This window comes from Vibrio sp. DW001 (assembly GCF_029016285.1).
Taxonomy (GTDB): domain Bacteria; phylum Pseudomonadota; class Gammaproteobacteria; order Enterobacterales; family Vibrionaceae; genus Vibrio.
This window is the reverse complement of sequence record NZ_CP091975.1, coordinates 3,578,178-3,601,573: the sequence shown is the minus strand read 5'-3', so window position 1 is coordinate 3,601,573 and position 23,396 is coordinate 3,578,178. Positions and strand designations below refer to the sequence as shown.

Annotated in this window: 22 protein-coding genes; 7 read left to right on the top strand and 15 right to left on the bottom strand. The window is 41.2% G+C overall.

What is annotated here, in order from left to right:
- Nucleotides 1-50 precede the first annotated feature (50 nt).
- Both purD and purH read right to left on the bottom strand, forming a co-directional pair.
- Complete coding sequence (gene purD, locus L3V77_RS16450) at nt 51-1,340, bottom strand: phosphoribosylamine--glycine ligase (protein WP_275136801.1); 1,290 nt, start codon at nt 1,338-1,340, stop codon at nt 51-53.
- A 201-nt stretch (nt 1,341-1,541) separates the two neighbouring features.
- A complete protein-coding gene (gene purH / locus L3V77_RS16445; protein WP_275135087.1) occupies nt 1,542-3,134 on the bottom strand; it encodes a bifunctional phosphoribosylaminoimidazolecarboxamide formyltransferase/IMP cyclohydrolase in 1,593 nt (530 codons plus the stop codon).
- 218 nt (nt 3,135-3,352) lie between these two features.
- Here purH and zntR point away from each other — a divergent pair, with 218 nt between their 5' ends.
- Nucleotides 3,353-3,751 (top strand): Zn(2+)-responsive transcriptional regulator, encoded by a 399-nt coding sequence (gene zntR, locus L3V77_RS16440; RefSeq protein WP_275135086.1) that lies wholly within the window; start codon nt 3,353-3,355, stop codon nt 3,749-3,751.
- A gap of 131 nt (nt 3,752-3,882) precedes the next feature.
- Here the strand turns inward: zntR and L3V77_RS16435 are convergent, their stop codons facing one another.
- The 3 genes from L3V77_RS16435 to nhaC all read right to left on the bottom strand — a co-directional run bounded on the left by L3V77_RS16435 (nt 3,883) and on the right by nhaC (nt 7,596).
- On the bottom strand, nt 3,883-4,776 hold the full coding sequence (locus L3V77_RS16435) for an ROK family protein (protein WP_275136800.1): 894 nt from the start codon (nt 4,774-4,776) through the stop codon (nt 3,883-3,885).
- A gap of 118 nt (nt 4,777-4,894) precedes the next feature.
- The gene (locus L3V77_RS16430) at nt 4,895-6,064 is read right to left on the bottom strand and encodes a MalY/PatB family protein (RefSeq protein WP_275135085.1); all 1,170 of its coding nucleotides are present in this window, start codon (nt 6,062-6,064) and stop codon (nt 4,895-4,897) included.
- Nucleotides 6,065-6,126: 62 nt separating this feature from the next.
- The gene (gene nhaC / locus L3V77_RS16425; protein WP_275135084.1) at nt 6,127-7,596 is read right to left on the bottom strand and encodes a Na+/H+ antiporter NhaC; all 1,470 of its coding nucleotides are present in this window, start codon (nt 7,594-7,596) and stop codon (nt 6,127-6,129) included.
- Nucleotides 7,597-7,768: 172 nt separating this feature from the next.
- Here nhaC and L3V77_RS16420 point away from each other — a divergent pair, with 172 nt between their 5' ends.
- On the top strand, nt 7,769-8,770 hold the full coding sequence (locus tag L3V77_RS16420) for a substrate-binding domain-containing protein (protein WP_275135083.1): 1,002 nt from the start codon (nt 7,769-7,771) through the stop codon (nt 8,768-8,770).
- A 200-nt stretch (nt 8,771-8,970) separates the two neighbouring features.
- Nucleotides 8,971-9,315, top strand: a complete 345-nt coding sequence (locus L3V77_RS16415) for a DUF3316 domain-containing protein (protein ID WP_275135082.1) — start codon at nt 8,971-8,973, stop codon at nt 9,313-9,315.
- Between the two features lie 98 nt (nt 9,316-9,413).
- Here L3V77_RS16415 and L3V77_RS16410 read toward each other — a convergent pair whose 3' ends face one another.
- The 7 genes from L3V77_RS16410 to L3V77_RS16380 form a co-directional block, all read right to left on the bottom strand.
- Nucleotides 9,414-9,989, bottom strand: coding sequence for a hypothetical protein (locus tag L3V77_RS16410; RefSeq protein WP_275135081.1), 576 nt, complete (start codon nt 9,987-9,989; stop codon nt 9,414-9,416).
- Nucleotides 9,990-10,308: 319 nt separating this feature from the next.
- The gene (locus L3V77_RS16405; RefSeq protein ID WP_275135080.1) at nt 10,309-10,689 is read right to left on the bottom strand and encodes a Rid family detoxifying hydrolase; all 381 of its coding nucleotides are present in this window, start codon (nt 10,687-10,689) and stop codon (nt 10,309-10,311) included.
- Between the two features lie 209 nt (nt 10,690-10,898).
- Nucleotides 10,899-12,047, bottom strand: coding sequence for a M20 aminoacylase family protein (locus tag L3V77_RS16400; RefSeq protein ID WP_275135079.1), 1,149 nt, complete (start codon nt 12,045-12,047; stop codon nt 10,899-10,901).
- Nucleotides 12,048-12,143: 96 nt separating this feature from the next.
- The gene (locus tag L3V77_RS16395) at nt 12,144-12,917 is read right to left on the bottom strand and encodes an aspartate/glutamate racemase family protein (RefSeq protein WP_275135078.1); all 774 of its coding nucleotides are present in this window, start codon (nt 12,915-12,917) and stop codon (nt 12,144-12,146) included.
- Between the two features lie 252 nt (nt 12,918-13,169).
- The gene (locus L3V77_RS16390) at nt 13,170-14,549 is read right to left on the bottom strand and encodes an APC family permease (RefSeq protein WP_275135077.1); all 1,380 of its coding nucleotides are present in this window, start codon (nt 14,547-14,549) and stop codon (nt 13,170-13,172) included.
- Between the two features lie 134 nt (nt 14,550-14,683).
- A complete protein-coding gene (locus L3V77_RS16385; RefSeq protein WP_275135076.1) occupies nt 14,684-15,850 on the bottom strand; it encodes a Xaa-Pro peptidase family protein in 1,167 nt (388 codons plus the stop codon).
- A 91-nt stretch (nt 15,851-15,941) separates the two neighbouring features.
- Complete coding sequence (locus L3V77_RS16380; RefSeq protein ID WP_275135075.1) at nt 15,942-17,102, bottom strand: cystathionine beta-lyase; 1,161 nt, start codon at nt 17,100-17,102, stop codon at nt 15,942-15,944.
- Nucleotides 17,103-17,211: 109 nt separating this feature from the next.
- On the opposite strand from L3V77_RS16380, the gene L3V77_RS16375 reads away from it, so the two are divergent.
- Entirely contained in the window at nt 17,212-17,679 is a 468-nt protein-coding gene (locus L3V77_RS16375) for an Lrp/AsnC family transcriptional regulator (protein WP_275135074.1), read from the top strand.
- Nucleotides 17,680-18,123: 444 nt separating this feature from the next.
- Here L3V77_RS16375 and fis read toward each other — a convergent pair whose 3' ends face one another.
- The 3 genes from fis to prmA form a co-directional block, all read right to left on the bottom strand.
- A complete protein-coding gene (gene fis, locus L3V77_RS16370) occupies nt 18,124-18,420 on the bottom strand; it encodes a DNA-binding transcriptional regulator Fis (protein ID WP_195704595.1) in 297 nt (98 codons plus the stop codon).
- A 24-nt stretch (nt 18,421-18,444) separates the two neighbouring features.
- Complete coding sequence (gene dusB, locus L3V77_RS16365) at nt 18,445-19,413, bottom strand: tRNA dihydrouridine synthase DusB (protein WP_275135073.1); 969 nt, start codon at nt 19,411-19,413, stop codon at nt 18,445-18,447.
- Nucleotides 19,414-19,546: 133 nt separating this feature from the next.
- Nucleotides 19,547-20,434: a 50S ribosomal protein L11 methyltransferase gene (gene prmA / locus L3V77_RS16360; RefSeq protein WP_275135072.1), complete on the bottom strand. Its 888-nt coding sequence runs from the start codon at nt 20,432-20,434 to the stop codon at nt 19,547-19,549.
- A 188-nt stretch (nt 20,435-20,622) separates the two neighbouring features.
- Between prmA and greB the strand changes: the two genes are divergently transcribed.
- The 3 genes from greB to envZ all read left to right on the top strand — a co-directional run bounded on the left by greB (nt 20,623) and on the right by envZ (nt 23,383).
- Complete coding sequence (gene greB / locus L3V77_RS16355; RefSeq protein WP_195704592.1) at nt 20,623-21,099, top strand: transcription elongation factor GreB; 477 nt, start codon at nt 20,623-20,625, stop codon at nt 21,097-21,099.
- 161 nt (nt 21,100-21,260) lie between these two features.
- Nucleotides 21,261-21,980, top strand: a complete 720-nt coding sequence (ompR, locus tag L3V77_RS16350; RefSeq protein ID WP_195704591.1) for a two-component system response regulator OmpR — start codon at nt 21,261-21,263, stop codon at nt 21,978-21,980.
- A gap of 59 nt (nt 21,981-22,039) precedes the next feature.
- Complete coding sequence (gene envZ / locus L3V77_RS16345) at nt 22,040-23,383, top strand: two-component system sensor histidine kinase EnvZ (protein ID WP_275135071.1); 1,344 nt, start codon at nt 22,040-22,042, stop codon at nt 23,381-23,383.
- The last annotated feature ends 13 nt before the right edge of the window (nt 23,384-23,396 follow it).

Sequence of the window (23,396 nt, the reverse complement as noted above, 5' to 3'; positions counted from 1 at the left end):
TGAAAAAAGGCGCATTGAGCGCCTTTTTTATGTCAGAACATCGAGAAAGGTTATTTCTTGTTTTCTCTCTCTATCGCTCTATAACCGATATCATTGCGATGGAACATACCATTCCAACTAATGCGTTTTGTAAGCTTATAGGCACGCTGCTGAGCTTCTGACACGGTATTTCCAAGTGCTGTTGCACAAAGTACCCGACCACCATTAGTCACAACATCGCCGTTTCTATAACTTGTACCAGCATGAAATGCTTTTTCACCCTCTATTTCATCAGTAGGCAGTCCAGAGATAACGTCACCTTTTACGTAATCAGCAGGGTAACCACCAGCAGCAAGTACCACACCAATAGAAGCGCGTGGATCCCAATGTGATTCAGCATTTTCAAGGTTCTCATCAAGCGCGTCTAAACATAAGTCGACAAGATCAGACTCCATGCGCATCATGATTGGTTGTGTTTCCGGATCACCAAATCGACAATTATATTCGATGACTTTAGGTGTGCCATCAGCATCAATCATCAATCCCGCATAAAGAAAGCCAGTATAAGGGTAACCCTCTGCTTCCATACCACGAACGGTTGGATAGATCACTTCTTCCAGAATCCGAGTATGTATTTCTGGTGTTACTACGGGTGCTGGAGAGTAAGCCCCCATACCACCAGTATTTGGGCCCGTATCGTTGTCGCCGACGCGTTTATGATCTTGGCTGGTGGCCATTGGCAAGACACTCTTACCATCAACCATGACTATAAAGCTTGCTTCTTCGCCCTCAAGAAACTCTTCGATAACGACTCGGCTACCGGCGTCGCCAAAAGCATTCCCCGCAAGCATGTCTCTAATCGCATCCTCAGCTTCTTGCAATGTCATTGCGACGATGACACCTTTACCAGCGGCTAAACCATCGGCTTTAATAACGATTGGTGCACCTTTCTCACGAACATATTCGATTGCGGGTGTAATCTCGGTAAAGTTCGCGTACCAACCTGTCGGAATGTCGTGGCGAGCCAAAAAGTCTTTAGTGAATGCCTTTGAACCTTCTAGTTGTGCGGCGGCTTTTGTTGGTCCAAAAATAGGTAGGTTTTCTTCGCGGAATGCATCAACAACACCAAGTACTAACGGGACTTCTGGGCCTACAATCGTTAGTTCGATGGCTTTTTCTTTTGCAAAAGCCACCAAGGCATCAATATCTTCCACATCGATAGCAATATTAGATAGCTTTGGTTCGAGGGCCGTCCCCGCGTTACCCGGTGCAACATAAACGGTTTCAACATCTGGGTTTTGTGCCGCTTTCCAACCGAGTGCATGCTCACGACCGCCTGCACCTATGATCAATACATCCATTTTTATTTCCTTTAATAGCTGCGCCATTTTTTCAACTTCCGTGTCAAGTGTGCTCATTTATGCTTATAAACTCCGCGCGCTTTCCTTGAATTAGAAAGAATGGCTTTGCTTTAAAATGAATAATTCATTTTAAAAACTGAATAGGGATAAAATATTCAATTCACCAAGTTATGTATTTATAGCTTAAATCTGAGTATCTTATTAATGGCGGAAGTGACGCATGCCAGTGAAGATCATCGCCATACCGTGTTCGTCAGCGGCTTCAATAACTTCATTATCGCGCATAGATCCCCCCGGCTGAATAACACATTTTATTCCAGCTTCTGCTGCAGCGTCTATGCCATCACGGAACGGGAAGAAAGCGTCAGATGCCATTACGCTACCAGGTACTTCTAGTCCTTCATCTGCAGCCTTAATACCTGCAATTTTAGCAGAGTATACGCGGCTCATTTGGCCGGCGCCAACACCAATGGTCATGTCGCCTTTCGCGTAGACAATGGCATTAGATTTCACATATTTTGCTACTTTCCAGCAGAAAAGCGCGTCTTTGAGTTCTTCTTCTGTTGGTTGGCGTTTGGATACAATGGTTAGATCATCGTGCGTCACCATACCTTGATCGCGATCTTGAACAAGAAGGCCCCCATTCACTCGTTTAACATCGAAGCCCGTTGTTTTTGTTGTCCATTCACCACATTCAAGTAGACGCAGGTTTTTCTTCGCTGCGACTATTTCAATCGCTTCTGCCGATATGCTTGGCGCAATGATAACCTCAACGAACTGACGTTCAACAATCGCTTGTGCTGTCGCTGCATCGAGCTCGTGGTTGAAGGCGATAATGCCGCCAAACGCCGATGTAGGATCGGTTTGATATGCACGGTTATAGGCTTCAAGGATATCTTTGCCAAGCGCGACACCACATGGGTTTGCGTGCTTAACGATAACGCAAGCGGGTTCAGAAAACTCTTTAACGCATTCTAAAGCGGCATCGGTATCCGCAATGTTGTTGTATGAAAGCGCTTTACCTTGAATTTGACGAGCTGTTGAAACTGAGGCTTCTTCAGGGTTTTCTTCGACATAAAAAGCCGCTGCTTGGTGGCTGTTCTCACCGTAGCGCATATCCTGCTTCTTCTTGAACTGCTGGTTAAACGTGCGAGGGAACGTAGACTCCTCGTCACCTTCTTTATTGTCACCATAGGAAGGGACCATAGTACCAAAGTAGTTAGCAATCATACCGTCGTAGGCGGCGGTATGTTCGAAGGCAGCGATAGCAAGATCAAAACGAGTTTCTAATGTAAGTGATTTCTCATTTGTATCCATTTCAGCGATGACGCGGGAGTAATCAGAAGCGTTAACTACAATAGTCACGTCTTTATGATTTTTCGCGGCACTGCGAACCATCGTAGGCCCACCGATGTCTATATTTTCAACGGCATCAGCCAATGTGCAACCGTCTTTCGCAACGGTTTCTGCAAATGGGTACAGGTTAACTACAACCATATCAATAGGATCGATACCGTGCAGTGTCATAACCGCATCATCTTGGCCTCGACGGCCAAGTACACCACCATGAACTTTAGGGTGCAGGGTCTTCACCCTACCATCCATCATCTCTGGAAAGCCTGTATAATCAGAAACTTCAGTAACAGAAATGCCTTGTTCTGCAAGCAGGCGAGCAGTACCGCCAGTAGATAAAATATCAATACCTCGGTCAGAAAGAGCCTGAGCGAACTCAACAATACCAGTTTTGTCTGATACGCTGATAAGAGCGCGACGGATTGGGCGGGCGTTATTCATTGCTTCCATTTTCCTTGAATTCACAGAAATAATTGTATAAGAGATACGTTTATTGTCAGGTGCTAGGTTTTAATAAATAAGCACGAGGGTATAAATTTGTTAAAAATGATGGCGCGTATTCTACCCAATTTGCACTTGAAATGCTCGCGCAATCGATTGGCTTCACATAAATAATTAAAATCAGTCTATTTTTTAGACAGAAAAGATAAGGAATAAATATGTACCTGATTGGAGAACTGGCAAAAAAAGGCGGCGTGACGACTGATACGCTTCGATTCTATGAAAAAAACGGTCTTATTCAACCCGTCGGGCGCAGTGATTCTGGTTATCGTATTTATTCTGAAAATAGCCTTGAGCAAGTCCACTTTATTTTAAACTCCAAGCGACTTGGGTTGAGTCTCGATGAGATTAGAGAGTTGTTAGAGATTCGCCTTGAAGCCACACAACATAGCTGTGCAGAAGTAAAAGGCATTACATCAACAAAACTACTCCTTATTGATGAGAAAATTCAGGAGTTGACTAAAATTCGAAACGCTCTAAAGAAAATTAACGACGCTTGTTGCGGACACAGTAATGACAACGCAAGTCATTGCTCTATTTTGGAGGCGCTGAAGTAATGGTGAAAGATAGCTTGTTATGCAGAACCGTTATTCAACTTAGAAGTCGATATAGCCCAAGCGAATAGAAGTGATTGGGTTATATCAGTATTATTCTTTGCTACTCAATTCGTGAACAGAAGATACTCTAATTAACATGGCAACCATGCTGCCCCGCGAACGCCACTGCTATCACCGAATTTTGCCTGAACAATAGGGGTGTTGCTGTCAGGACTAAATACATATTGTTTCATCTGTCTTTGTACATCTGCGTATAAAGAAACAACATTAGACATCCCACCGCCGACGACTATCACATTAGGGTCAATAATATTGACGATATAGGCAAAACTTCGGGCAATCTGGTCAACCAGTTGATAGTAAGCCAGCTTCGCTTTTTGATCGCCACGTTGAAGTGCTTCAATGATTTCTGGCGCAGATTTGTAATCAGAAAAACGCTGTAAATATTGCATTTCAAACCCCGTTCCGGAGATGAATCGTTCAATACAATTTTGTCGCCCGCAGTGACAAGCCTGATTTATGCCGTCTTTTTCGTGGCTAAAATAAGGCAATGGGTTGTGCCCCCATTCCCCACATATTGCATTTGCCCCAACAAGTAATTGTTGGTTTACAATAAAACCGCCACCACAGCCTGTCCCTAGAATCACGCCAAAAACAACGTGTTTTCCAGCGGCGGCACCATCAACTGCTTCCGATAATGCGAAACAGTTGGCGTCGTTTGCTATGTAGACTTTACGATTTAAAATGAGGCGCAAATCTTCTTGTAAGTCATGCCCATTTAAAAAGAGGCAATTGGCATTTTTAATCGTGTGTGTTTTAGGACAAATGGCCCCAGGCAAACCAATACCTATACTTGCTGTTGTCGCGAGGGTTTTCTCTGCTTTAGTAATAAGGTTGACAACTGCATCTATAAAGTCGGTGTAATTGCTAGGTGTTTCTACCCGCATTTTCAGTAACTCGTTACTATTGTGACCGTATGCTCGTAACTCAATTTTTGTACCGCCAATATCAAGGCCAAATCTTATCGTATTCATTGTTGTGACTTCTCGTGGGCAAAATAAGAATAGTGTGAATAGGAAATAGAGCAGCAAATTAAAGGCTTGCGACTCTATTTGTTGTACGAAATGGAATCAGAGTTCGGTGCTACTTAAGTACTGTGCGTAAACGAACGATCTTTTCTTTCAATATAGAAGTTGGGCAACCAAGGTTTAGACGAATAAACCCTTTCCCTTGCTCGCCAAAACTATAACCCATCGTCGGAATGACTCCGGCGAGATGAAGCTGTTCTTCGAGTTCGTTATCGCTTAGTTCTAATGCCCTGCAATCCAACCATGCAAGATAGGTAGATTCTTGTGGAAGATAGGTAACCTTAGTCAGTTCCGCGTTAACGAAGTTAGCGAGCACTCGATTATTATTTTCTAGATAACCAAGTGTTTCATCCAGCCATGCTCTACCATGGCGATACGCGGCTTGGTTTGCCAATAAGCTCAATGAGCTGTACACATCCATCCCATACGCGAGCAATTTCGACTTCAGCGCTTTTGCTTCGTGTTCATTCGGAATCATAGTATTGGTTAAGCGCATCGATGGTAAGCCAAATGACTTCGTGCCAGCGATGCATACGGCCATTTTATTCAGATAGTCCGGATTGACTCGTAAACAACTAAAGAATGTATATCCGTTAAATACGATGTCAGCCCAAATTTCATCTGAAATAATATATGTGTCGTATCGGTGGCAAAGTGCACAAACCTTTGTCACTTCCTCTTCTGTCCACACGCGTCCACCAGGATTATGTGGGTTGCAGAACATGAGGATCTTTATTCCTGACTTTAATTGATTTTCTAGGTCATCAAAGTTAATAGTGTAATAGCCGTTGTGGTTTTCAAGCGGAGAAACAGCAAGCTCACGATTTGTATTTTCAATCGTTCGATAGAACGCGTGGTAGACCGGGCTAAAAACAAGAACTCGTTCGCCAGGGTTGCTCCAACGTTCAATCAGCATCGCGATAGCGGGTAGGCTTCCCGGTGTGGTATGGAACCACTCCTTTTTTAGATCAACCTGGTGATTATCCGACCACCAATCGATGACGGAGTTAAAATACTCATCACCACGCTCAGAATAGCCAAATATCCCATGTTCAATTCGTTCTTTAAGTGGTGTAGTAATGAAGTCGGGGGCTTTAAAATCCCAGTCAGATACCCAGCTTGGTAACGCCTTTCCTTTTGGAACACCGAGCCACTTTTCCATGTAATCCCATTTTAGGCAGTCTGTATCGTAGCGATTGATAACGGTATCTAATTCGTGTTGCATAATGTCCTCGTCAAAAACAGGAAGCACTGATTCGTGCTTCCTAAAGGTTCGTAGTGTCTAAACTAAATAGTTGCAGCGTTTGCCGCTTTATTTTGTGTTTGTATGTCGTCGGCATTTTTTTCTGTTTTGAGTTTAGCGATCCCGATGCCGCTATAAGCCCAGATCATCGCAAAAATAACACCAGAATAGTTTTGAATTGCCCACGGTAAGTAATCAAGGGTTGATACGCCTAACGTAGCCGCCATAAACACGCCTGCATTGGTCCAAGGAATCAATGGCTCAATAACTGTCCCTGCATCTTCAATCGTACGAGATAAATTTTTAGCGTCGAGTTGCATACGCTTATACATATCACGGAATATTTCTGAAGGAATTAAAAGTGCAAGCTTCCCATCTGATGTTGTACATACAACAATGAAAGTGGTAGCAATGGTTGCTCCAATCAAACTTGCTGTTCCTTTGATACCTTTTGTAAGCAATCCCACTAATACGTTTAGGCTACCAGTGAGTGCTAGTGTGCCAGCAAATGAAAACGCGCAGAAAACAAGAAGGACAACACCCATCATAGAAGTCATGCCACCGCGATTTACTAACGTTAATACGTCACTAAGAACGGCAACATCACCAAGTCTTGAGCTTGTAAACATGGAAGCATTAAAGCCGCCTAACATGGAAGTAAGTGCTGTGTTTAAGTCGAAACCTTGGAAAATCATGGCATTCGCAATGGCAATAGCAATGGCGGCGACCATGAGTGGAATCGTTGGAAGTTTACGTATGGCGCCCCATAAAATAAGAATCGGTGGTAACAACAAGAAAATATTCAGTGAGAATAGTTCGTCAAGGTTTGCCAAAATGGCTATTATTTTTTCAGGTGTTTCCGCCGAAACGTCACTGTTTCCAGCAAAGAAAAACACAATTGAAGCCAACAAAAATGCAGGAATTGTTGTCCACAACATATGTTGTATGTGGGAGTAAAGGTCCGTCCCTGCAACAACAGGAGCGAAATTTGTAGAATCAGAAAGTGGTGAAATTTTGTCACCAAAGTAAGCGCCAGAAACCACTGCACCAGCAACGGCAGCAAGATTTGCATCCATACCTGTGGCTACCCCCATTAGCGCAACACCAACGGTTCCCGCAGAACCCCAAGAGGTACCAGTACACAAGGATACAAAGCTAGTGACTAAGAATGCTGTAAAAATTAAATATTCAGGGCTAATGACTTTAAGGCCGTAATAGACAAGCATTGGAATGGTGCCGCCAATCATCCAACTGCCAATCAAACCGCCGACAAGTACCAATATAAATACAGCAGGCAAAGCTTTAGCAAGACGTTCAGTAATTGCGCTTTGGATATCGTCCCAACCATAACCTAATTTCCAGGCTACTCCAGAAGCGACAACTGCCGATCCTAATAATAAGCTTTCGATGGGTAAGCCAAATACGCCATAGCCCACAATCAATAAGATGAGCATTGTTAGTATCGGCAGTAACGCCAATCCAACAGTTGGGGTAGATATAGTTTTGCTTTTCATGTAAATTACATCCAAGTTATTATATGTAGAAAGTACATATTGGGGTTTATAATCGTTTTAATCACAGTATTAGCATATATCTTCTCTTTTTCGGGATCTGTGATGAACGTCAATAATGTAATTATTGTCATTTTTAATGTAAATTACATTCGATTCAAAAGGAAGTTTAATAGTGGCTACAATAAACGATGTTGCACAGGCAGCAGGAGTATCGACTGCAACGGTATCTCGTGTCATTAATCAATCACTGAGTGTGTCACCAGAAACCGTACAGTTAGTTGAAAGTGCCATGATTCAGGTTGGATATAAAATAAAAGGAAATCAACGTCTTACTATCAACCAGGGGTTGAATGCAATTGGATTGATCGTTAGCCGTTTCAATTCGCCATTTTATGGATTATTGAGTCAAGGTGTAGAGAAAATTGCGAAGCAATATGAAAAGAAAATGATTGTCGCCAGTGGCAATTATGACTCTGACTGTGAAGAAGATGCGATCAAATTCATGCTAAGTAAAGGGTGTAAAAATATTGTCATTCATAGCAAAACAATGAGTGATCAAGCATTGATTCAATATGCGAAGCAAATTCCTGGGTTTGTTGTCATCAATCGACGTGTGCCAACAATCGAAGATCAGTGTGTATGGTTGGATAATAGCGAAGGCACTTATCAGGCAACCAGCTATCTCATTGAACAAGGACATCGACGCATAGCGTATTTGTCATGTGAAATTGAAGTTGATGATAAGTTCCTTCGTTTTGACGGGTACCGTCGTGCACTCGATGATGCAGGAATTGAGTTTAACCCTGACTGGGTTGAAGAGGCTCCATTTGGAGAGCAAGGAGGCGCACTGGCGGCAACCAATTTTTTAAACAAAGGGTTACCCATGACGGCTTTAGTTGCGTTTAATGATTTTTATGCAGCAGCGGCTATTCAAGTATTCAAAGAACACGGAATATTGGTGCCAGAACAATTGTCCATCGTCGGATTCGATGATGTATTACCACAGTGCTATTTCTCACCAAAATTAACCACTATCCGTAGCCCAATCGAAAGTATGGCAATCAATGCGGCACGTATTTCTTTAGAAGGGATAAACAGTACTGTTTCACGCGCGTTCCATCCTTTATTAATAAAGCGCGAATCAGTGACGGCACTTAAAGCTGAGCATCACTGAGTAAGAGTGATCTCTTTGATGCTGTGAATCGTCGTGCGAGAAGCTTTCCTATTATTGATGCTAGATTGTCCATAATGAATGGTGTTTTCATGTGATGCGCGTCACATGAAAATAGTGAATAATTGCCTCATCGAGTGAGAGGGGCTGTTACCCCAACAAGTCGTCACTCATTTTAAATAGACACTTTAAGGGTAAATAAAATGAAAAAATTAACCGTTCTAGCCGCAACGATACTCATGAGCGCAACTGCATTTGCAGGTACTCAATCGGTTTATAGTGAAACAAACTTATCAACAGTTGGTTTCGCGTCTAAAGCGGCCGCGTACGAAGCGGGTTTTGACTACGTTGATGCATTGGAAACCGCGAGCAGTTCTGAATTACAATTCAAACTAGCACCTATTGGTGAACATTCCGTTTCTAATATCCAGTTAGACGACACGATTGTGACGATTGAAGAGTTCTCTAAAGCCCGCGGTGAAATTTCTTATCGCGCGATCGTGAATGTTGATTATCATTTCGACGCTCGCGTAAACAACAAAGACTAGTATCACGCTGTTTTAAAATTTAGAAAGCCAATAGATTTCGGTCTATTGGCTTTTTCTATATTTGAGTTTTGGTTACTATTGTTTTTTATTGATGTTAATTACTTATCAACCTTTTCATAGTTGGCTTTCATTTCATCCGGTGCAATACCGTATTCATAGTTCGCTAGGTATCCATCCTTATAGACAACCATCCCATTCGTATCCCAGCTGACTTGTATCGTCGCTGTTTCACCATCTTTACTTTCCAATAGACTCAATATTCTGTCATCTATCTTAATCGCTTTAATAGTTTTAATTCGTTTAAAGGGTTTAAATTCGCTAGACGTCGGTAATGGTCCGTAGGTATCTACCCATTTAGATTTAGGTATTAACCATTGATTATAAATGTTTTCAACAATAGGCTTGGGCATACTGGCAATAACGACATCGTCAGACATGATATTTTGGGTCTCTAGTGTTATTCCTCCCTTTCCATCTGAAACATAGGTAGCGAACTGAGTTCCAATCTCTGCGGCTATTGGTAACCGTCCCAGTGTTACTGATTTCTTAACGAAGATCTCAGCGTTATCAAATTTTTGCATGATTTCTGGTATTTTTTGAAATTCAATAGGCGCCGAAAATACGCTTGACGAGGCTATTGCAAGTAGGGTGCTTAACGCAATTTTCTTAAACAAGATCTTTCCTTATTCTGAAGGCGGTACCAGTACCTTAACAAAACAAACACAGTTAAAAATTGACGATCGTCATAAACATTGGTGAGGTAGCGTTCTATTGAAATTAAGTAAGAAATGCAGTGACCGAGATTAGAATTTTTCAAATAGGCGGTATAATTTAAATGACGACGACTTCAAATGACTTCTTCACCACCACTCCAAATAGCGCGGATAGAACCGGGACAAGACATAGACTGACTGCTGCTCTGAAACTTTCCACACTAAAACGTCCCGTATGTTTATGAGGCGCTCAAACTATAAAGGACTGTATTATTACCTCTTATATTTTATGCGCGATTGCCTCTACCTCGACTAAAACTCCTAAAGGTAACGATTTAACAGCAAAACAACTTCTTACAGGACTATTTGTACCAAATAGTTTTGCATAGATCGAATTGAACATTTGGAAATCTTCGATATTAGCAAGATAGCAAGTCGTCTTTAGCACTGTATCTGTAGACCTTCCCCCTTCCTCGATAACAGAGGTTAAATTTTTGAGAGATTGAATGCTTTGTTCCGAAATTCCTCCATCAACTACTTGACCAGTATTTGCATCAATAGGTAATTGACCTGAAGTAAATATTAATTGGTCAAAAGTAGTCCCATGAGAATATGGACCAATAGCCTGAGGGGCATTTTTTGAGTTGATTATATCCTTCATTTTTTCTCCGTTATATATACGATTATCCATGTAAGCTAAATGTTTTTTACAAAATAAATTGATTATTTTTTCGTTGCTTTGGTCATAGTTAACACCGAACTAGTAGTGCCTGATTAGACTCTACTTAATATGTGAAACTTAAATACATTTTCTTATGGTTATATTACTTGCCAAATATGATATTAAATAAATGTAGTTTTAGTGAGTATTTAAAGTTGATCTCGAACTAATTCCACCCAAAATTGAACGCCAGTCATTAATAAGTCATCATTGAAGTCGTATGTAGGAAGGTGTAATGGCACCCCGCCTCTCTCTCCTCTCGCACCGTTCCCAACCAAAATATAGCAACTTGGAACTTCTCTTTGCATAAAAGAAAAATCCTCTGAAGTACAGTATGGTTTACAAGTAATATCTACTTTCTCGTTTCCCACAATGCCTCCTGCAATTCGGGCGGCAATCTTAGCTTTTTCAGGGTCATTAACCGTAGACAAAACACAATTGGAAAACTCAAAATTATATTTTAGTCCTGCGGAGGCACATTGACCTGAAATGACACGTTCCATTTTAGTCTTGATTTTTTCCTGTGTTTCATCAGAAAAACAACGGGTGTCTCCAGACAGCGTTACAACGGTAGGGATAACATTAGCTCCACCGTTTGTCTCTATATTCGTGACCGACAATACGGCAGGTTCGTGTATAGAGTCTAAGTCTCGAGTAATTATGGTTTGTAACGCTGTACCTATATGACATGCCGCAATAAGAGGGTCATTGCCTAAATGTGGTAGTGCCGCATGGCCACCTTCACCCAGAACTTCAATTCTAAAATGATTCTCTGCTGCCATTATTGAATTTGGGCTGATTAAAAAGGTTTCTAGTTCAACTCCTGGCATATTGTGCATTGCGTAGACTGAGTTTATTGACCAACGTGTGAATAGCCCATCATCAATCATTGCTTTTGCACCGGTACCTTGTTCTTCTGCAGGTTGGAATATAAAGTAAACGGTACCATCAAAATCACAATGTTGTGATAGTTGTAACGCTGCACCAAGAAGCATTGCTGTGTGCCCATCATGACCACAACCATGCATCATATTGTCAGTCTTTGAACAGTGGTCAAACACATTGGCTTCTTGTAATTTTAGCGCATCAAAATCTGCTCTCAACCCAATGGATTTTTTACTGTTTCCTTTCTTCAGTATGCCAACTAAACCTGTTTTTCCAATATTTCTGTGAACTTCAATACCAAAACTTTCGAGTGTACTTGCAACAAAATCAGAAGTTAACGTTTCTTCAAATCCAAATTCTGGATTCTGATGAAAGAAATGTCGCCATTCAATAACTCTTTTTTCTAAATTCATAGAACAACCCTAAGTAATTAGGTAAAAGGAATATTTTGAAATAATCATCCCTTTTACCTGTGTAACAATTAGTGTCGATATTTAATATTTACAATATTAAATATCACTATTCAACAACTTGCCATAGCCCGGACAAACTGCTTTTTTCCCACAAAGGTGCATTGAATGCCAAAATAGTGCCGAATTACTAGAAATAACTGGTACACCATATTTTTCTTCAAGGTATTGAATGTGTTCTACGGCACGAAGACTTGTACAGGACATAAAAATCACTTCTGCCCCAGTATCTTTGATTAATACCTCAATACCTTCTTCAAAACTACTTAGTGGTGCTTTATGAATCATATTATCATCCATAATACCTAATGAAGTTATAGCAACCAATTCAAACCCAGATCCCTCTAATTGTTCCTTAAGTTGTATATTTACATCTGTTGGATAAGGAGAAAATACTGCGATTTTTTTTGCGTTAAGATGTTTAAATGCAGCTTTAGCAGCACTCCACGGGTTTGTCGTCGGGATATCACCTCGGCCTTCAGTTAACAAGGCTGATACCTTCTCCTCACCAATAACAAATGATGCAGAAGTGCAAGCAAACGCCATCACATCCATTGGGAGGCCGTCAGCGACTAACAGAGCAGATTGACCGATACTCGTAGCTACGTTATCCAACGCTTCGGGAGTCATTCCATTTTCTTTAAAGACTCGATTACTAAACAGTGCAGCCTGTTCACCAAGTAAATGAGACCAGTCCGTTTCGAGAGTATGATCATTTGCTAATTGTACAAGTCCAATATGCGCTTTATTTGGACGAGGAGCAGGTTCAAATTTAAGTTTAACTTCAAATTCATTAAATTGTTCAAAATTCATATTAATATCCTTTTATATTCGCTGTGGCAGATTTTTTGTATCACACCATATTTCTTGTTCGTGAATTATTCGAAATTATAAATACAGTACTGTCATTCGTTAATACTAATCTTCTTTGAATAGTATTATCTCGGTGCTCAGCTAATGCCATATTTAAGCTACTATTAATAATTAGTAAGAGTAATATTTTGTCGGGTGATATTTCTAAGTTAGATTATTAAAAATAATTTCAGTCGTTCATCCTCAAGATAATTACTGTTCATTCACTAACGAACTGGTGGTTGGATTAATTTCTGTCTCACTATTCGGGCTATTAACGTTAATTTCCTTGTCTTTTTTAATGGCATAAAAAATGCCAGAAATAAAGGCTATTGCAGTTACAACTACAATGTATAACTTAATGGAAGTAATTGAGTTGTATATAAGTATGCCTTGCACTACACCAGCAAGACCCACTAGTGTATAGAACCCCCATAAAGGAACATTTTTACCAAACTCTCGTGTTGCCCAAGCACTAGGGAATTTTTTAGGCAACATCGCGATTGCTACCATCATAAAGATACCAATACAAATATCAGTAAGAATGTAGGTATTTGCAATGGTGCTTATGTCCCAACCAAGAAGGATGGGTAGCATAGACGCTAGCCAGCAAAGCGTTAATATTTTCCAAGGAGTGCCTCGTTTGTTGGTAACAGCAAAGCTTTTCGGGAACCATCCATCATGCGTTGCAGCCTGAATAGGTTGTACATAAGAGGCGTAAACACTGTTAATGGTCGTTGATAGCGCCATGAATGGACCACAAATCATGAAGAACACGAATATTGGAGCGGAAAGAACTTCTCGAGCAACAAGTGTCAAAGGTTGATTCGCAACTTCATCAATAGGCAGAACACCAGAGGCAACGACTGAAACCCCAATATAAATAAAGACAATTGTAATGGTCGTACCTATCATCCCAAATGGAATATCTTTCTTAGGGTTCTTGGCGTATTTACTGAAGTACATCAAATAGTATTGGCAGTATGTTGCAAACGAGAGCAAACAAGCCGCTTTGAAAATACCCATATTACCTTGTGAAGCAAAATCTGGGTTAGTACTTGGTGTAAGAAGGGCAAAATCAACTTGGCCGAAACCAATCAAGATAAATGTTGCGATACCAACCATAAGCAACGTTGTCATCATGTTTTGGAATCGAGATAAGGTATCTAGTCCAAATAAATTTATAATATAGAACACCGTTAAACCAGCTATCGCACCTGCAGAAGGAGTGACCGTTGGAAGCAAAGAGTTTATATAAAACCCTAGCGCCAAAGCATAAATGGCGACGGTAGGGAAATACAAGAAGAAGCTTACAACATACATACCTGCATATTTTTTCCCGAGTATCCTGCTGATTAGAGCGTAAGGCCCACCATCTAAAACAAGTGAACCGCTGGCAAATAACATAGGTATGTTATAAAAAATCCCGAACACTATGGCGATACCAAATGCTAACCACAAGGCATGCCCAGTAAGGCCTATACCTGCCCCGACGAGTGAAAATAGTCCAGCACCGACAGTGATACCGATACCCATAGCCAATAATGTCCATTTTCCAAGAACACTATGACCCACATCTCCAGATTTTGACATTTTAGTTTGCTCCCTTATAAGTGCTTTGTGGATATCCCGTTAAACACGTAATTTTCGTATATTGTTGAAAATTCATATTGCTACCCCTTGTATAGCCTTAGTTTCGATAAGCTAAGGCTTCTCTCTCGGTACGATTAATCAATGATGATCAGTTCAGGTTCTGCTCGTCTTGATAACCATTCAGCACCATCTTCAGTAATGACAATATTCTCTTCATGCAACATCATTTTATTTGGCGCATATGTCATGCCTGGCTCTAGAGTCATAATCATGCCCGGCTTAAGAGGTGTATTATCGGTTGACGTGTTTGACGGTCTTTCGGTTAGTTCCATACCCAAACCATGGCCTACGCGACCAATATCATTGCCAAGAGCACCTTTTTCTTCTAACACTTGCCACATTGCATTGTAGATATCAGTCGTTGTTGCTCCGGCACAGCATGCTGCTTCAAAGCCCTTCGTTGTCGCTTCGTAAGTTGCGCGATAAGCCGATTTAATCTCTTCGCTAGCACTTCCAAAGGCCCAGTTACGGTCAAAGTCAGAAAAGTAGCCATCCCATACCGCACCAGTATCAATTAGCAAAACATCGCCAGGCTCTATAATGCGGTCGGTTGGACCCATCAGAATATCGTAGTAGCCATCAGGGCCAGATCCTGCAATAACAAAAGGCGTTTCATCTGCCCCTTCCATTCTGAGATCTAAACTAAACTGCTTACAGATATCCCGTTCACTCATGCCCGTTTGAGCATAGGAAGGCACTTTGTCGAAGGCTTCATTGGTGATTCGACAGATCTCACGAGTTTTTGCTATTTCCGCTGGTGACTTAATTTGGCGCAGTTCATGAACAGCCAGTGAAACGTCAACAAAATCACTTTTTACTAGTGTTGTTAACTGAAGGTAATTATTAACTGGCATACGAAGGTGAGATTCAATACCAAGCGTGGCACCGATTCGCCCATACTTACGAGGGAGCGTATTCAATGTATTGGCCAATAAGCTAATGCCATCATCTTCTGGTCTTGGCGATGACCATGTGAAAATGTCATCGATCCATGTCTCAGCCATCCCCTTGGCTCCGATCTCTGGAATAACCGCGATAGGCTTCCCTTGAGCAGGAACCACAACAAACCAAGGACGAGTTGGGCTATGCCAAAACTGGGAAAAAAAACCAGTAAAATAACGAACATTAGGTTCGGTGGTAAAAATCATCGCATCAAGATTTTTTTCATGCATCACTTTTTGCGCTCTAGATGTTCTATCTTCAAACTCTTGTAGAGTAAAACCACGATTAGGTTTATTCATATATACCTCTTCTGTTTCAGTTAAATCATTATTATTATTAATATTATTGGTGTTATTATTGGTGTTATTATTGGTGTTATTATTGGTGTTATTATTTATTAGTAATTTTGGTTATTGCTTGTTGTAAATCTGAAATTAAATCGTCTGTACTTTCTAATCCGATATTCAATCGAACCAAACGACCTTCATAATCTTTATTTGGTCTTTCAATCGCTGGGTAAACTAATGCGAGGCTTGTTACTCCACCCCAACTCATTCCTATTTTAAATAGTTCTAAGGAATCGATAAATTCTTCAACTTGAGAAGCACTTAAGTCATCTTTAAATATGAATGAGAAAACGCTGCTGGAGCCGGTAAAATCACGTTTCCAAAATTCGTGGCCAGGGCAAGAAGGTAAAGCAGGGTGCAATACTTGTTGAACGTTGGGGTGTTTTGCTAGCCAATTTGCAACTTCTAACGTCGACTTTTCAAGGTGGGCGAGTCGAACTGCAAGTGTTTGTAACCCGCGAAGCGCTAGACTACAGTCGTCTGGAGAAACGGCTAAACCTAACTGCTTATATCTAGAACCCACTTTCATTTTGAGCTCTTCAGAGTTGACGGAAACCGTGCCTAATAATAAGTCACTATGTCCACCAATGTATTTAGTCAGCGCCTGCATGCTGATATCAACATCATGCGCAAAGGCATCAAAATGCACACCAGCAGCGTAAGTATTATCTAACGCAACCATAACGCCTTTCTCATGAGCAGCGGCACAAATTGCGGGAATGTCCTGTACTTCCATGGTTACTGAACCTGGACTTTCTACCCAGATTAATGACGTATTCTCTTTTATAAGCCCGGCAATATCAGCGCCTAACATAGGATCATATGCTTCAACATCTATCCCTAAGTCTTTAAGCATTCCCTGAGCCATCTCTTTATTTGGCCCATAAGCACTATATGGCACCAATGCATGGCTTCCACTATGACATAAGGCAAAGTAAATCAATGCTATTGCTGCTTGGCCACCTGGGACCGCAAAAGTGTGGTGGGCATTTTCTAACTGAGCGATACGCTCTGTTAATTCAAGAGTGGTAGGTGTGCCATATAAACCATAGCTGTAGCCATTTTCTTTTTGCTGCCAACCATCAACCACTTTTGATTGTGTATCAAATAATACTGTCGAACCTCTGTACGTAGGTGTTACTAAAGATTTAAAGCCCGAAGCGGCTAATGTTTGAGGTTGGGCCAACTTGGTTTGCCAATGCATTATTATTTCCTTAATTAATTTATTATTTATCTATCAACACTTGAAATAATATCTCTTTTGGAATAAGAATAGCGCTCTCAATAAACTATAATAATGAGAAATTTTCCCAATGAACGTGCCAAATACACTAGATAGTTTCGATAGAGAGATACTAATCACACTACAACAGGATAATAAGACACCACTCAGAATCCTTTCAGATAAAGTTTGTTTATCGCCTGCTTCAATACAAAGAAGAATAAAAAAGATGGAAGATGAAGGTGTTATTTGCGCGAATACTGCTGTAATTGCGCCTGAAAAGGTAGGGCAACTTATTACTATTATTGTTGAGGTGCATATCGAAAGAGCCCATACATCCGATATTGAGGCACTAAAAGCAAGTTTTTCTGGTCCTGCAATACAGCAATGCTATTACGTGACGGGAGAAGCTGATTTTATATTAGTGCTTGGAGTACCAACCATGGCAGAGTATGAAAATATTAGTAAAGAGCTATTTTATAATAATAAAAATGTTAAATGGTTTAGAACAATCATTGCGATGGATCGCGTAAAAGCAACGCTACACCAATCAATATAATAATTTATGGCCATTAGGATAGGTATTTCGGCAAAGGTGAGCACAGGCATACGCAATAGCGAGGACAGGTGTTCACGATGCGCTATCATATGCACGAAATTAACTGTAATGAAAGTTCAGACCTGATCGGACAGTTATTAGTTTTGGCTCTAGAGAAGTTTTTCTTCGACGCTGATACATTTGAGAAATTATCTTGAAGTTTATTATTATTCGCATGAGTCGAAAATGAGATTTTGAGTATTAATGCGATTAAGCTCGGGCAGGTATAATTCTATGCGATTGTTTTGTTTGCGTAATTACCACGGAGGTCGGAAAAATCAGACTGCACCATAACTACGTAAAGTGTCGGGGGTTAGTTTTCATTTCTCTTGCGTAATGCACAAAGAAAAAGCCAAGAAAATCTCTTCTCTTGGCTTTTTAAATCAATAGTTTATAAACTAATTTCTAGTTCATGCCGTATTTTTTTAGTTTCTTACGAAGAGTACCACGGTTGATACCCATCATATTTGCTGCGCGTGTTTGGTTGCCACGAGTGTATTGCATGATGGTGTCTAGTAGTGGTTGTTCAACTTCAGCCAATACTAGTTCGTACAGGTCGTCAACGTCCTGGCCATTTAACTGAGCAAGATAATTTTTCAAAGATGCTTTTACAGAGTCACGTAGTGGTTTCTGAGTGATTTGATCTTGTGAAGTTACAGTAGATACTGTTAGTGGTTCGGAAGTTAAATTTTGTTCGAACATATTATGTCTAGCTCTTCTAGTAATTTATGAAACAAATTGTACAAAGTAACCTTCGAGTGCATCCAGTTGCTGACTTGCAGCATCTATCGCGTTGAAGGTACGGCGAAACTCACTAGCTTGTTGATGTTCTTTCAGATACCAACCCACATGCTTACGAGCAATACGGGGGCCAAGAAACTCACCATAAAAGAGATGAAGCTCTTGAACATGTCCAAGTAAAATCTCCTTTACTTCCTTCGTCGGAAGTTCAGGCATAGTGGTGCCGTTTTCCAAATAGTGTAAGATTTCCTGGAAAATCCACGGACGACCTTGGGCAGGCCGACCAATCATTAAAGCGTCGGCTCCGGTGTATTCCAAAACCTGTTTGGCTTTCTCTGCACTGTCGATATCACCATTGGCAATAACGGGTATAGAGATAGCCGCTTTGACGGCTTTAATGCTGTCATATTCTGCCTCGCCTTTGTACATGCAGGCCTTTGTTCTTCCATGAAGAGCAAAAGCTTGTATGCCGCAGCCTTCGGCCATTTTAGCGATTTCGATACAGTTTTTATTGTCTGTATCCCAACCTGTACGGGTTTTCAGTGTTACTGGTACATCTACTGCATTAACCACTTCAGTTAAGATTTTTTCAATCATCTCTGGGTGTTTTAGCAGAGCTGACCCCGCCAGCTTTGAATTCACTTTTTTAGCTGGGCAACCCATATTGATATCGATGATTTGTGCACCGTTTTCAACACTATATTGAGCTGCTTCTGCCATTAACTTAGGATCAGAACCCGCAATCTGTACTGAGCGAATGCCCGATTCACCTTTATGTACCATGCGTTGCTTAGATTTAGCCGTTTTCCAGAGCTTAGGGTTAGACGACATCATTTCGCTGACGGCCATTCCTGCTCCATATCGAAGGCATAACTCTCGAAAGGGTCGATCGGTGACGCCAGCCATAGGCGCAACAATCAAATTGTTCTTAAGTTGATGATTTCCGATTCTCAAAAGGTCTTCACAGTTCTAATCTAGCAAGGGCGCGCATTTTACGCATTTTTTCGATGCGTGAAAAGACTATTTTTTGAGCATTTACAAATTGTTTTCCAAATTGCCTAAAATTCAATCAATTAGGCGTATGCAACTACAATATTTTTATTCCTGAAATACGACACCACTCTTCAGTTTCAACAATTGGGTCGATATCGAGCTCATCTCTGTAGTAGTTCGCAACATCTTCTGCTTGTGTGTCTAATACACCCGACATTGCTAACAGACCTTTCGATTTGATCAAGCCTTTAATCACGGGTGACAGTTCACGTAGCGGTGCTGCAAGAATATTGGCGACAACAACGTCTGCAATAAGACCTTCAGGTTGATCTTGCGGTAAGAATAATTCTAGTTGATCGGCAACCCCATTGCGCCTCGCGTTCTCTTTTGAGGCGGTGATAGCCTGTGGGTCTATATCAATTCCGATAACTTTGTTTGCACCAAGTTTAATGGCAGCGACCGCGAGGATTCCTGAACCACAACCAAAATCGATGACAGTTTTACCTTCAAGGTCGATACTTTCTAACCATTCTAAACAAAGAGACGTGGTTGGATGGGTGCCAGTACCAAAGGCTAGGCCAGGATCTAACATGACATTAATGGCACTAGGATCGGGAACATCACGCCAACTAGGACAGATCCACAACCGCTCACCAAATTTCATTGGGTGGAAATTATCCATCCACTCACGTTCCCAGTCCTTATCTTCCAGTTGTTCAACTTTGTATGCAAAGTCGTTTGGAAATAGTCCAGAACGGGTAACTTGTTGGATCACCCATGTGGTGTCTATTTCTGCATCGTATAATGCAACGACATCCGTTTCTCCCCATAAACGAGTTTCTCCCGGCAGAGGTTCGAAAATTGGTGTGTCTTTCGCATCTAGAAAAGTGACGGAAAGTGCCCCTGTCTCTTCAGATAACATATCACCAATTTGCAAAGCATCTTTTGCTGTCGCATTGAGTTTTATTTGAATCCAAGGCATGAAAACGACCTTTTTGATCAGTTTGAATTGTGGGGGAGTCTAGCAGAAAGTCATTGGAATTCGAATGGTTCATCTAGTCGCGTATAGAGTAATGAGGCTCTGTGGATGTACAATTAGTGGATATACTGGTTAAATATCTAGAACAACGAACCATTTCTATATGGTTCGATTGAATTGAGAGTGTTGTATTGAAAACAAAACTGATCACCCGAGAAGGTTATAACAAGCTTAAGCAAGAGCATGATCACCTTTGGAATGAGAAACGCCCTGAGATTACCAAGATAGTCACTTGGGCTGCAGGGCTAGGTGATCGTTCAGAAAATGCTGATTACACGTTTAACAAGCGCATACTGCGCCAGATAGACCGGCGCGTTCGGTTCTTGAGGAAGTTTTTACCAGAAGTTACTATTGTTGATTATTCACCACAGCAGGAAGGCAAAGTTTTTTTTGGTGCTTGGATTGAAATTGAAAATGAAGCCGGTGAAACAAAAAAATTCCGTATTGTCGGCCCTGAAGAGATCTACGGTGATGCGAAAGGGTACATTTCTATCGATTCACCTATGGCACGCTCCTTACTCAAAAAAGAAGTCGACGACGAGTTTGCGGTGAAGACACCGGAAGGTGACAAAGAGTGGTTTATCAATTCAATTGAGTATGAGAAATAGTGGGCTATTTATGGCTTGCTATGCTTTAAGTGAATAATCTTATTGTTGATTCTGACATGAATGCTAACAATTTTTGACGTGCAATTTACTCTATAGATATGCGATTAGGTTATTATTATCTACGCTTAATAATAAGCCATACATTAATTGGAAGAAGTTGAATGCAAGAGAACCATAAAATCTTAGTCGTTGATGATGATGCTCGTCTCCGATCTTTGCTAGAGCGCTATCTATCTGAACAAGGCTTTCAGGTTCGTGGTGTCGCAAATGGGGAGCAGATGGACAGATTGCTTAAGCGCGAGACCTTTCATTTAGTGGTGTTGGATCTTATGCTTCCGGGTGAAGATGGCCTTTCGATTTGTCGTCGCCTAAGAACGGCAGAAAATATGATCCCAATATTAATGTTGACGGCAAAAGGTGACGAGATAGACAGAATTGTCGGACTTGAAGTTGGGGCGGACGATTATCTACCTAAGCCTTTTAATCCTCGTGAGTTACTTGCACGTATTAAAGCGGTATTACGTCGACAAATTGTTGAAGCTCCCGGCGCACCAAGCTCGGAAGAAACGAATATTGAATTTGGTGAATTTCGCTTGAATCTTGGAACGAGAGAAATGTTCCGAGGTGATGAGTTTATGCCTTTAACGTCTGGTGAGTTTGCCGTGCTTAAAGCGCTGGTTAATAATGCCCGAGAACCTATGTCGAGAGACAAACTGATGAACATGGCAAGAGGTAGAGAGTATTCTGCAATGGAACGCTCTATCGATGTGCAGATCTCTCGGTTAAGAAGAATGCTAGAAGAAGATCCAAGCCATCCACGATATATTCAGACGGTCTGGGGATTAGGTTATGTATTTGTCCCCGATGGTAAAAACGCTTAATTCTCTATTGAAAAGCCCTTAAGATGCTCTCTTAAGGGCTTTATTATTTCGAGGCATTTATGCTCATCCGTAGTTCACGTACCCAAACCGTTTTACTTTTTATTCTGGTGTTGCTTGCGAGTCAGGCTTATTCCTATTTTGCGATATTCAATTACGCACTGTTGCCGAGTTTACAACAGTTTAATCGTATATTGGCACATGAAGTAAGCTTAATGCTGGATGACTATGTCGAGATTGAGAACGGGGTATATCTAGAAGCGCCATCGAGAAGAAAGCTGTTAGAGAAGTTGGGGGTAACGGCGCACCATAAAGATGAACCGATTGGTGAAGAGTTCGACACGGCGACCAGCATTGATTTTTTGAGTGAGCATATGAGCCAAGAGCTTGGCAGTGACGCTGAAGTTAGATTAGCTCTGGATAGTGAAAGCTATATTTTGTGGATAAAGATAGATCAATTACCCAATGTTTTATTACGGATCCCGCTTTCGGAGTTGCAAGAAGAAGACTTCATACCGTTGTTTCGAAATAGCCTGTTAATGGCGGTTCTTATTATATTTGCGGGTTGGGTTTTTGTAAGAATCCAAAATAGGCCTTTGATGGCGCTAGAAGGTGCCGCGAAAATGGTGGGAAGAGGTGAATTTCCACCTCCTTTAGCGGAAAGAGGCGCGAATGAAATAAAGGCCGTAACCCATGCCTTTAATCAGATGGCAAAGGACATCCAAGTTCTTGAAGAGGATAGAGCGTTTTTGATGGCAGGAATAAGCCATGATCTGCGTACTCCATTGACTCGGATACGATTAGCGACAGAAATGATGTCTCCAAAAGACAGTTATCTGGCTGAAGGTATTATTCAAGATACCGAAGAGTGCAATGAGATTATTGGTCAGTTTATGGATTACCTGAAACCGGTTAACAAAGAAGGCTTCGATAATGTCGACCTTAATAACCTAGCATTGGCTGTATCTGTCGCTATCAAGGATGAATCCATTGATATAGAAACCGATATTTCGCGGGAAGATTGTTTCCTGTTGGGTAGTGAGATTGAAGTAAAGCGATCGTTAACTAATTTAGTGGTGAATGCGGAAAGATACGGCAACGGCTGGGTGCGAATAGCAACGGGCACAACCGCAGATAGGCTCACTATTTGGGTAAGTGTTGAAGACAATGGGCCTGGAATCGATATAGGGCATTCGGATAAGCTTTTTGAACCCTTTACGCGAGGTGACTCAGCGAGAGGCAGTGAAGGAACGGGTTTAGGCCTAGCTATCGTAAAACGTATTGTCACTCAACATAGTGGCACTATCTCAGTGATTAATCGTTCTGAAGGCGGGTTACGAGTACAGCTCAATTTCCCTGCGAGTTCTCGACAAAATAGGCTTAATAAACGGACAAAAAGAGCCTAAGTTTTAAGCGAGT

What these genes read in the sequence shown, in the direction of transcription:
- L3V77_RS16405 (WP_275135080.1), bottom strand. Translation starts at nt 10,689, where the DNA reads ATGAAGGATATAATCAACTCAAAAAATGCCCCTCAGGCTATTGGTCCA.
- fis (WP_195704595.1), bottom strand. Translation starts at nt 18,420, where the DNA reads ATGTTCGAACAAAATTTAACTTCCGAACCACTAACAGTATCTACTGTA.
- ompR (WP_195704591.1), top strand. Translation starts at nt 21,261, where the DNA reads ATGCAAGAGAACCATAAAATCTTAGTCGTTGATGATGATGCTCGTCTC.
- L3V77_RS16415 (WP_275135082.1), top strand. Translation starts at nt 8,971, where the DNA reads ATGAAAAAATTAACCGTTCTAGCCGCAACGATACTCATGAGCGCAACT.
- L3V77_RS16400 (WP_275135079.1), bottom strand. Translation starts at nt 12,047, where the DNA reads ATGAATTTAGAAAAAAGAGTTATTGAATGGCGACATTTCTTTCATCAG.
- L3V77_RS16430 (WP_275135085.1), bottom strand. Translation starts at nt 6,064, where the DNA reads ATGCAACACGAATTAGATACCGTTATCAATCGCTACGATACAGACTGC.
- L3V77_RS16385 (WP_275135076.1), bottom strand. Translation starts at nt 15,850, where the DNA reads ATGAATAAACCTAATCGTGGTTTTACTCTACAAGAGTTTGAAGATAGA.
- nhaC (WP_275135084.1), bottom strand. Translation starts at nt 7,596, where the DNA reads ATGAAAAGCAAAACTATATCTACCCCAACTGTTGGATTGGCGTTACTG.
- L3V77_RS16375 (WP_275135074.1), top strand. Translation starts at nt 17,212, where the DNA reads ATGAACGTGCCAAATACACTAGATAGTTTCGATAGAGAGATACTAATC.
- L3V77_RS16380 (WP_275135075.1), bottom strand. Translation starts at nt 17,102, where the DNA reads ATGCATTGGCAAACCAAGTTGGCCCAACCTCAAACATTAGCCGCTTCG.
- L3V77_RS16390 (WP_275135077.1), bottom strand. Translation starts at nt 14,549, where the DNA reads ATGTCAAAATCTGGAGATGTGGGTCATAGTGTTCTTGGAAAATGGACA.
- purH (WP_275135087.1), bottom strand. Translation starts at nt 3,134, where the DNA reads ATGAATAACGCCCGCCCAATCCGTCGCGCTCTTATCAGCGTATCAGAC.
- L3V77_RS16395 (WP_275135078.1), bottom strand. Translation starts at nt 12,917, where the DNA reads ATGAATTTTGAACAATTTAATGAATTTGAAGTTAAACTTAAATTTGAA.
- purD (WP_275136801.1), bottom strand. Translation starts at nt 1,340, where the DNA reads ATGGATGTATTGATCATAGGTGCAGGCGGTCGTGAGCATGCACTCGGT.
- prmA (WP_275135072.1), bottom strand. Translation starts at nt 20,434, where the DNA reads ATGCCTTGGATTCAAATAAAACTCAATGCGACAGCAAAAGATGCTTTG.
- zntR (WP_275135086.1), top strand. Translation starts at nt 3,353, where the DNA reads ATGTACCTGATTGGAGAACTGGCAAAAAAAGGCGGCGTGACGACTGAT.
- envZ (WP_275135071.1), top strand. Translation starts at nt 22,040, where the DNA reads ATGCTCATCCGTAGTTCACGTACCCAAACCGTTTTACTTTTTATTCTG.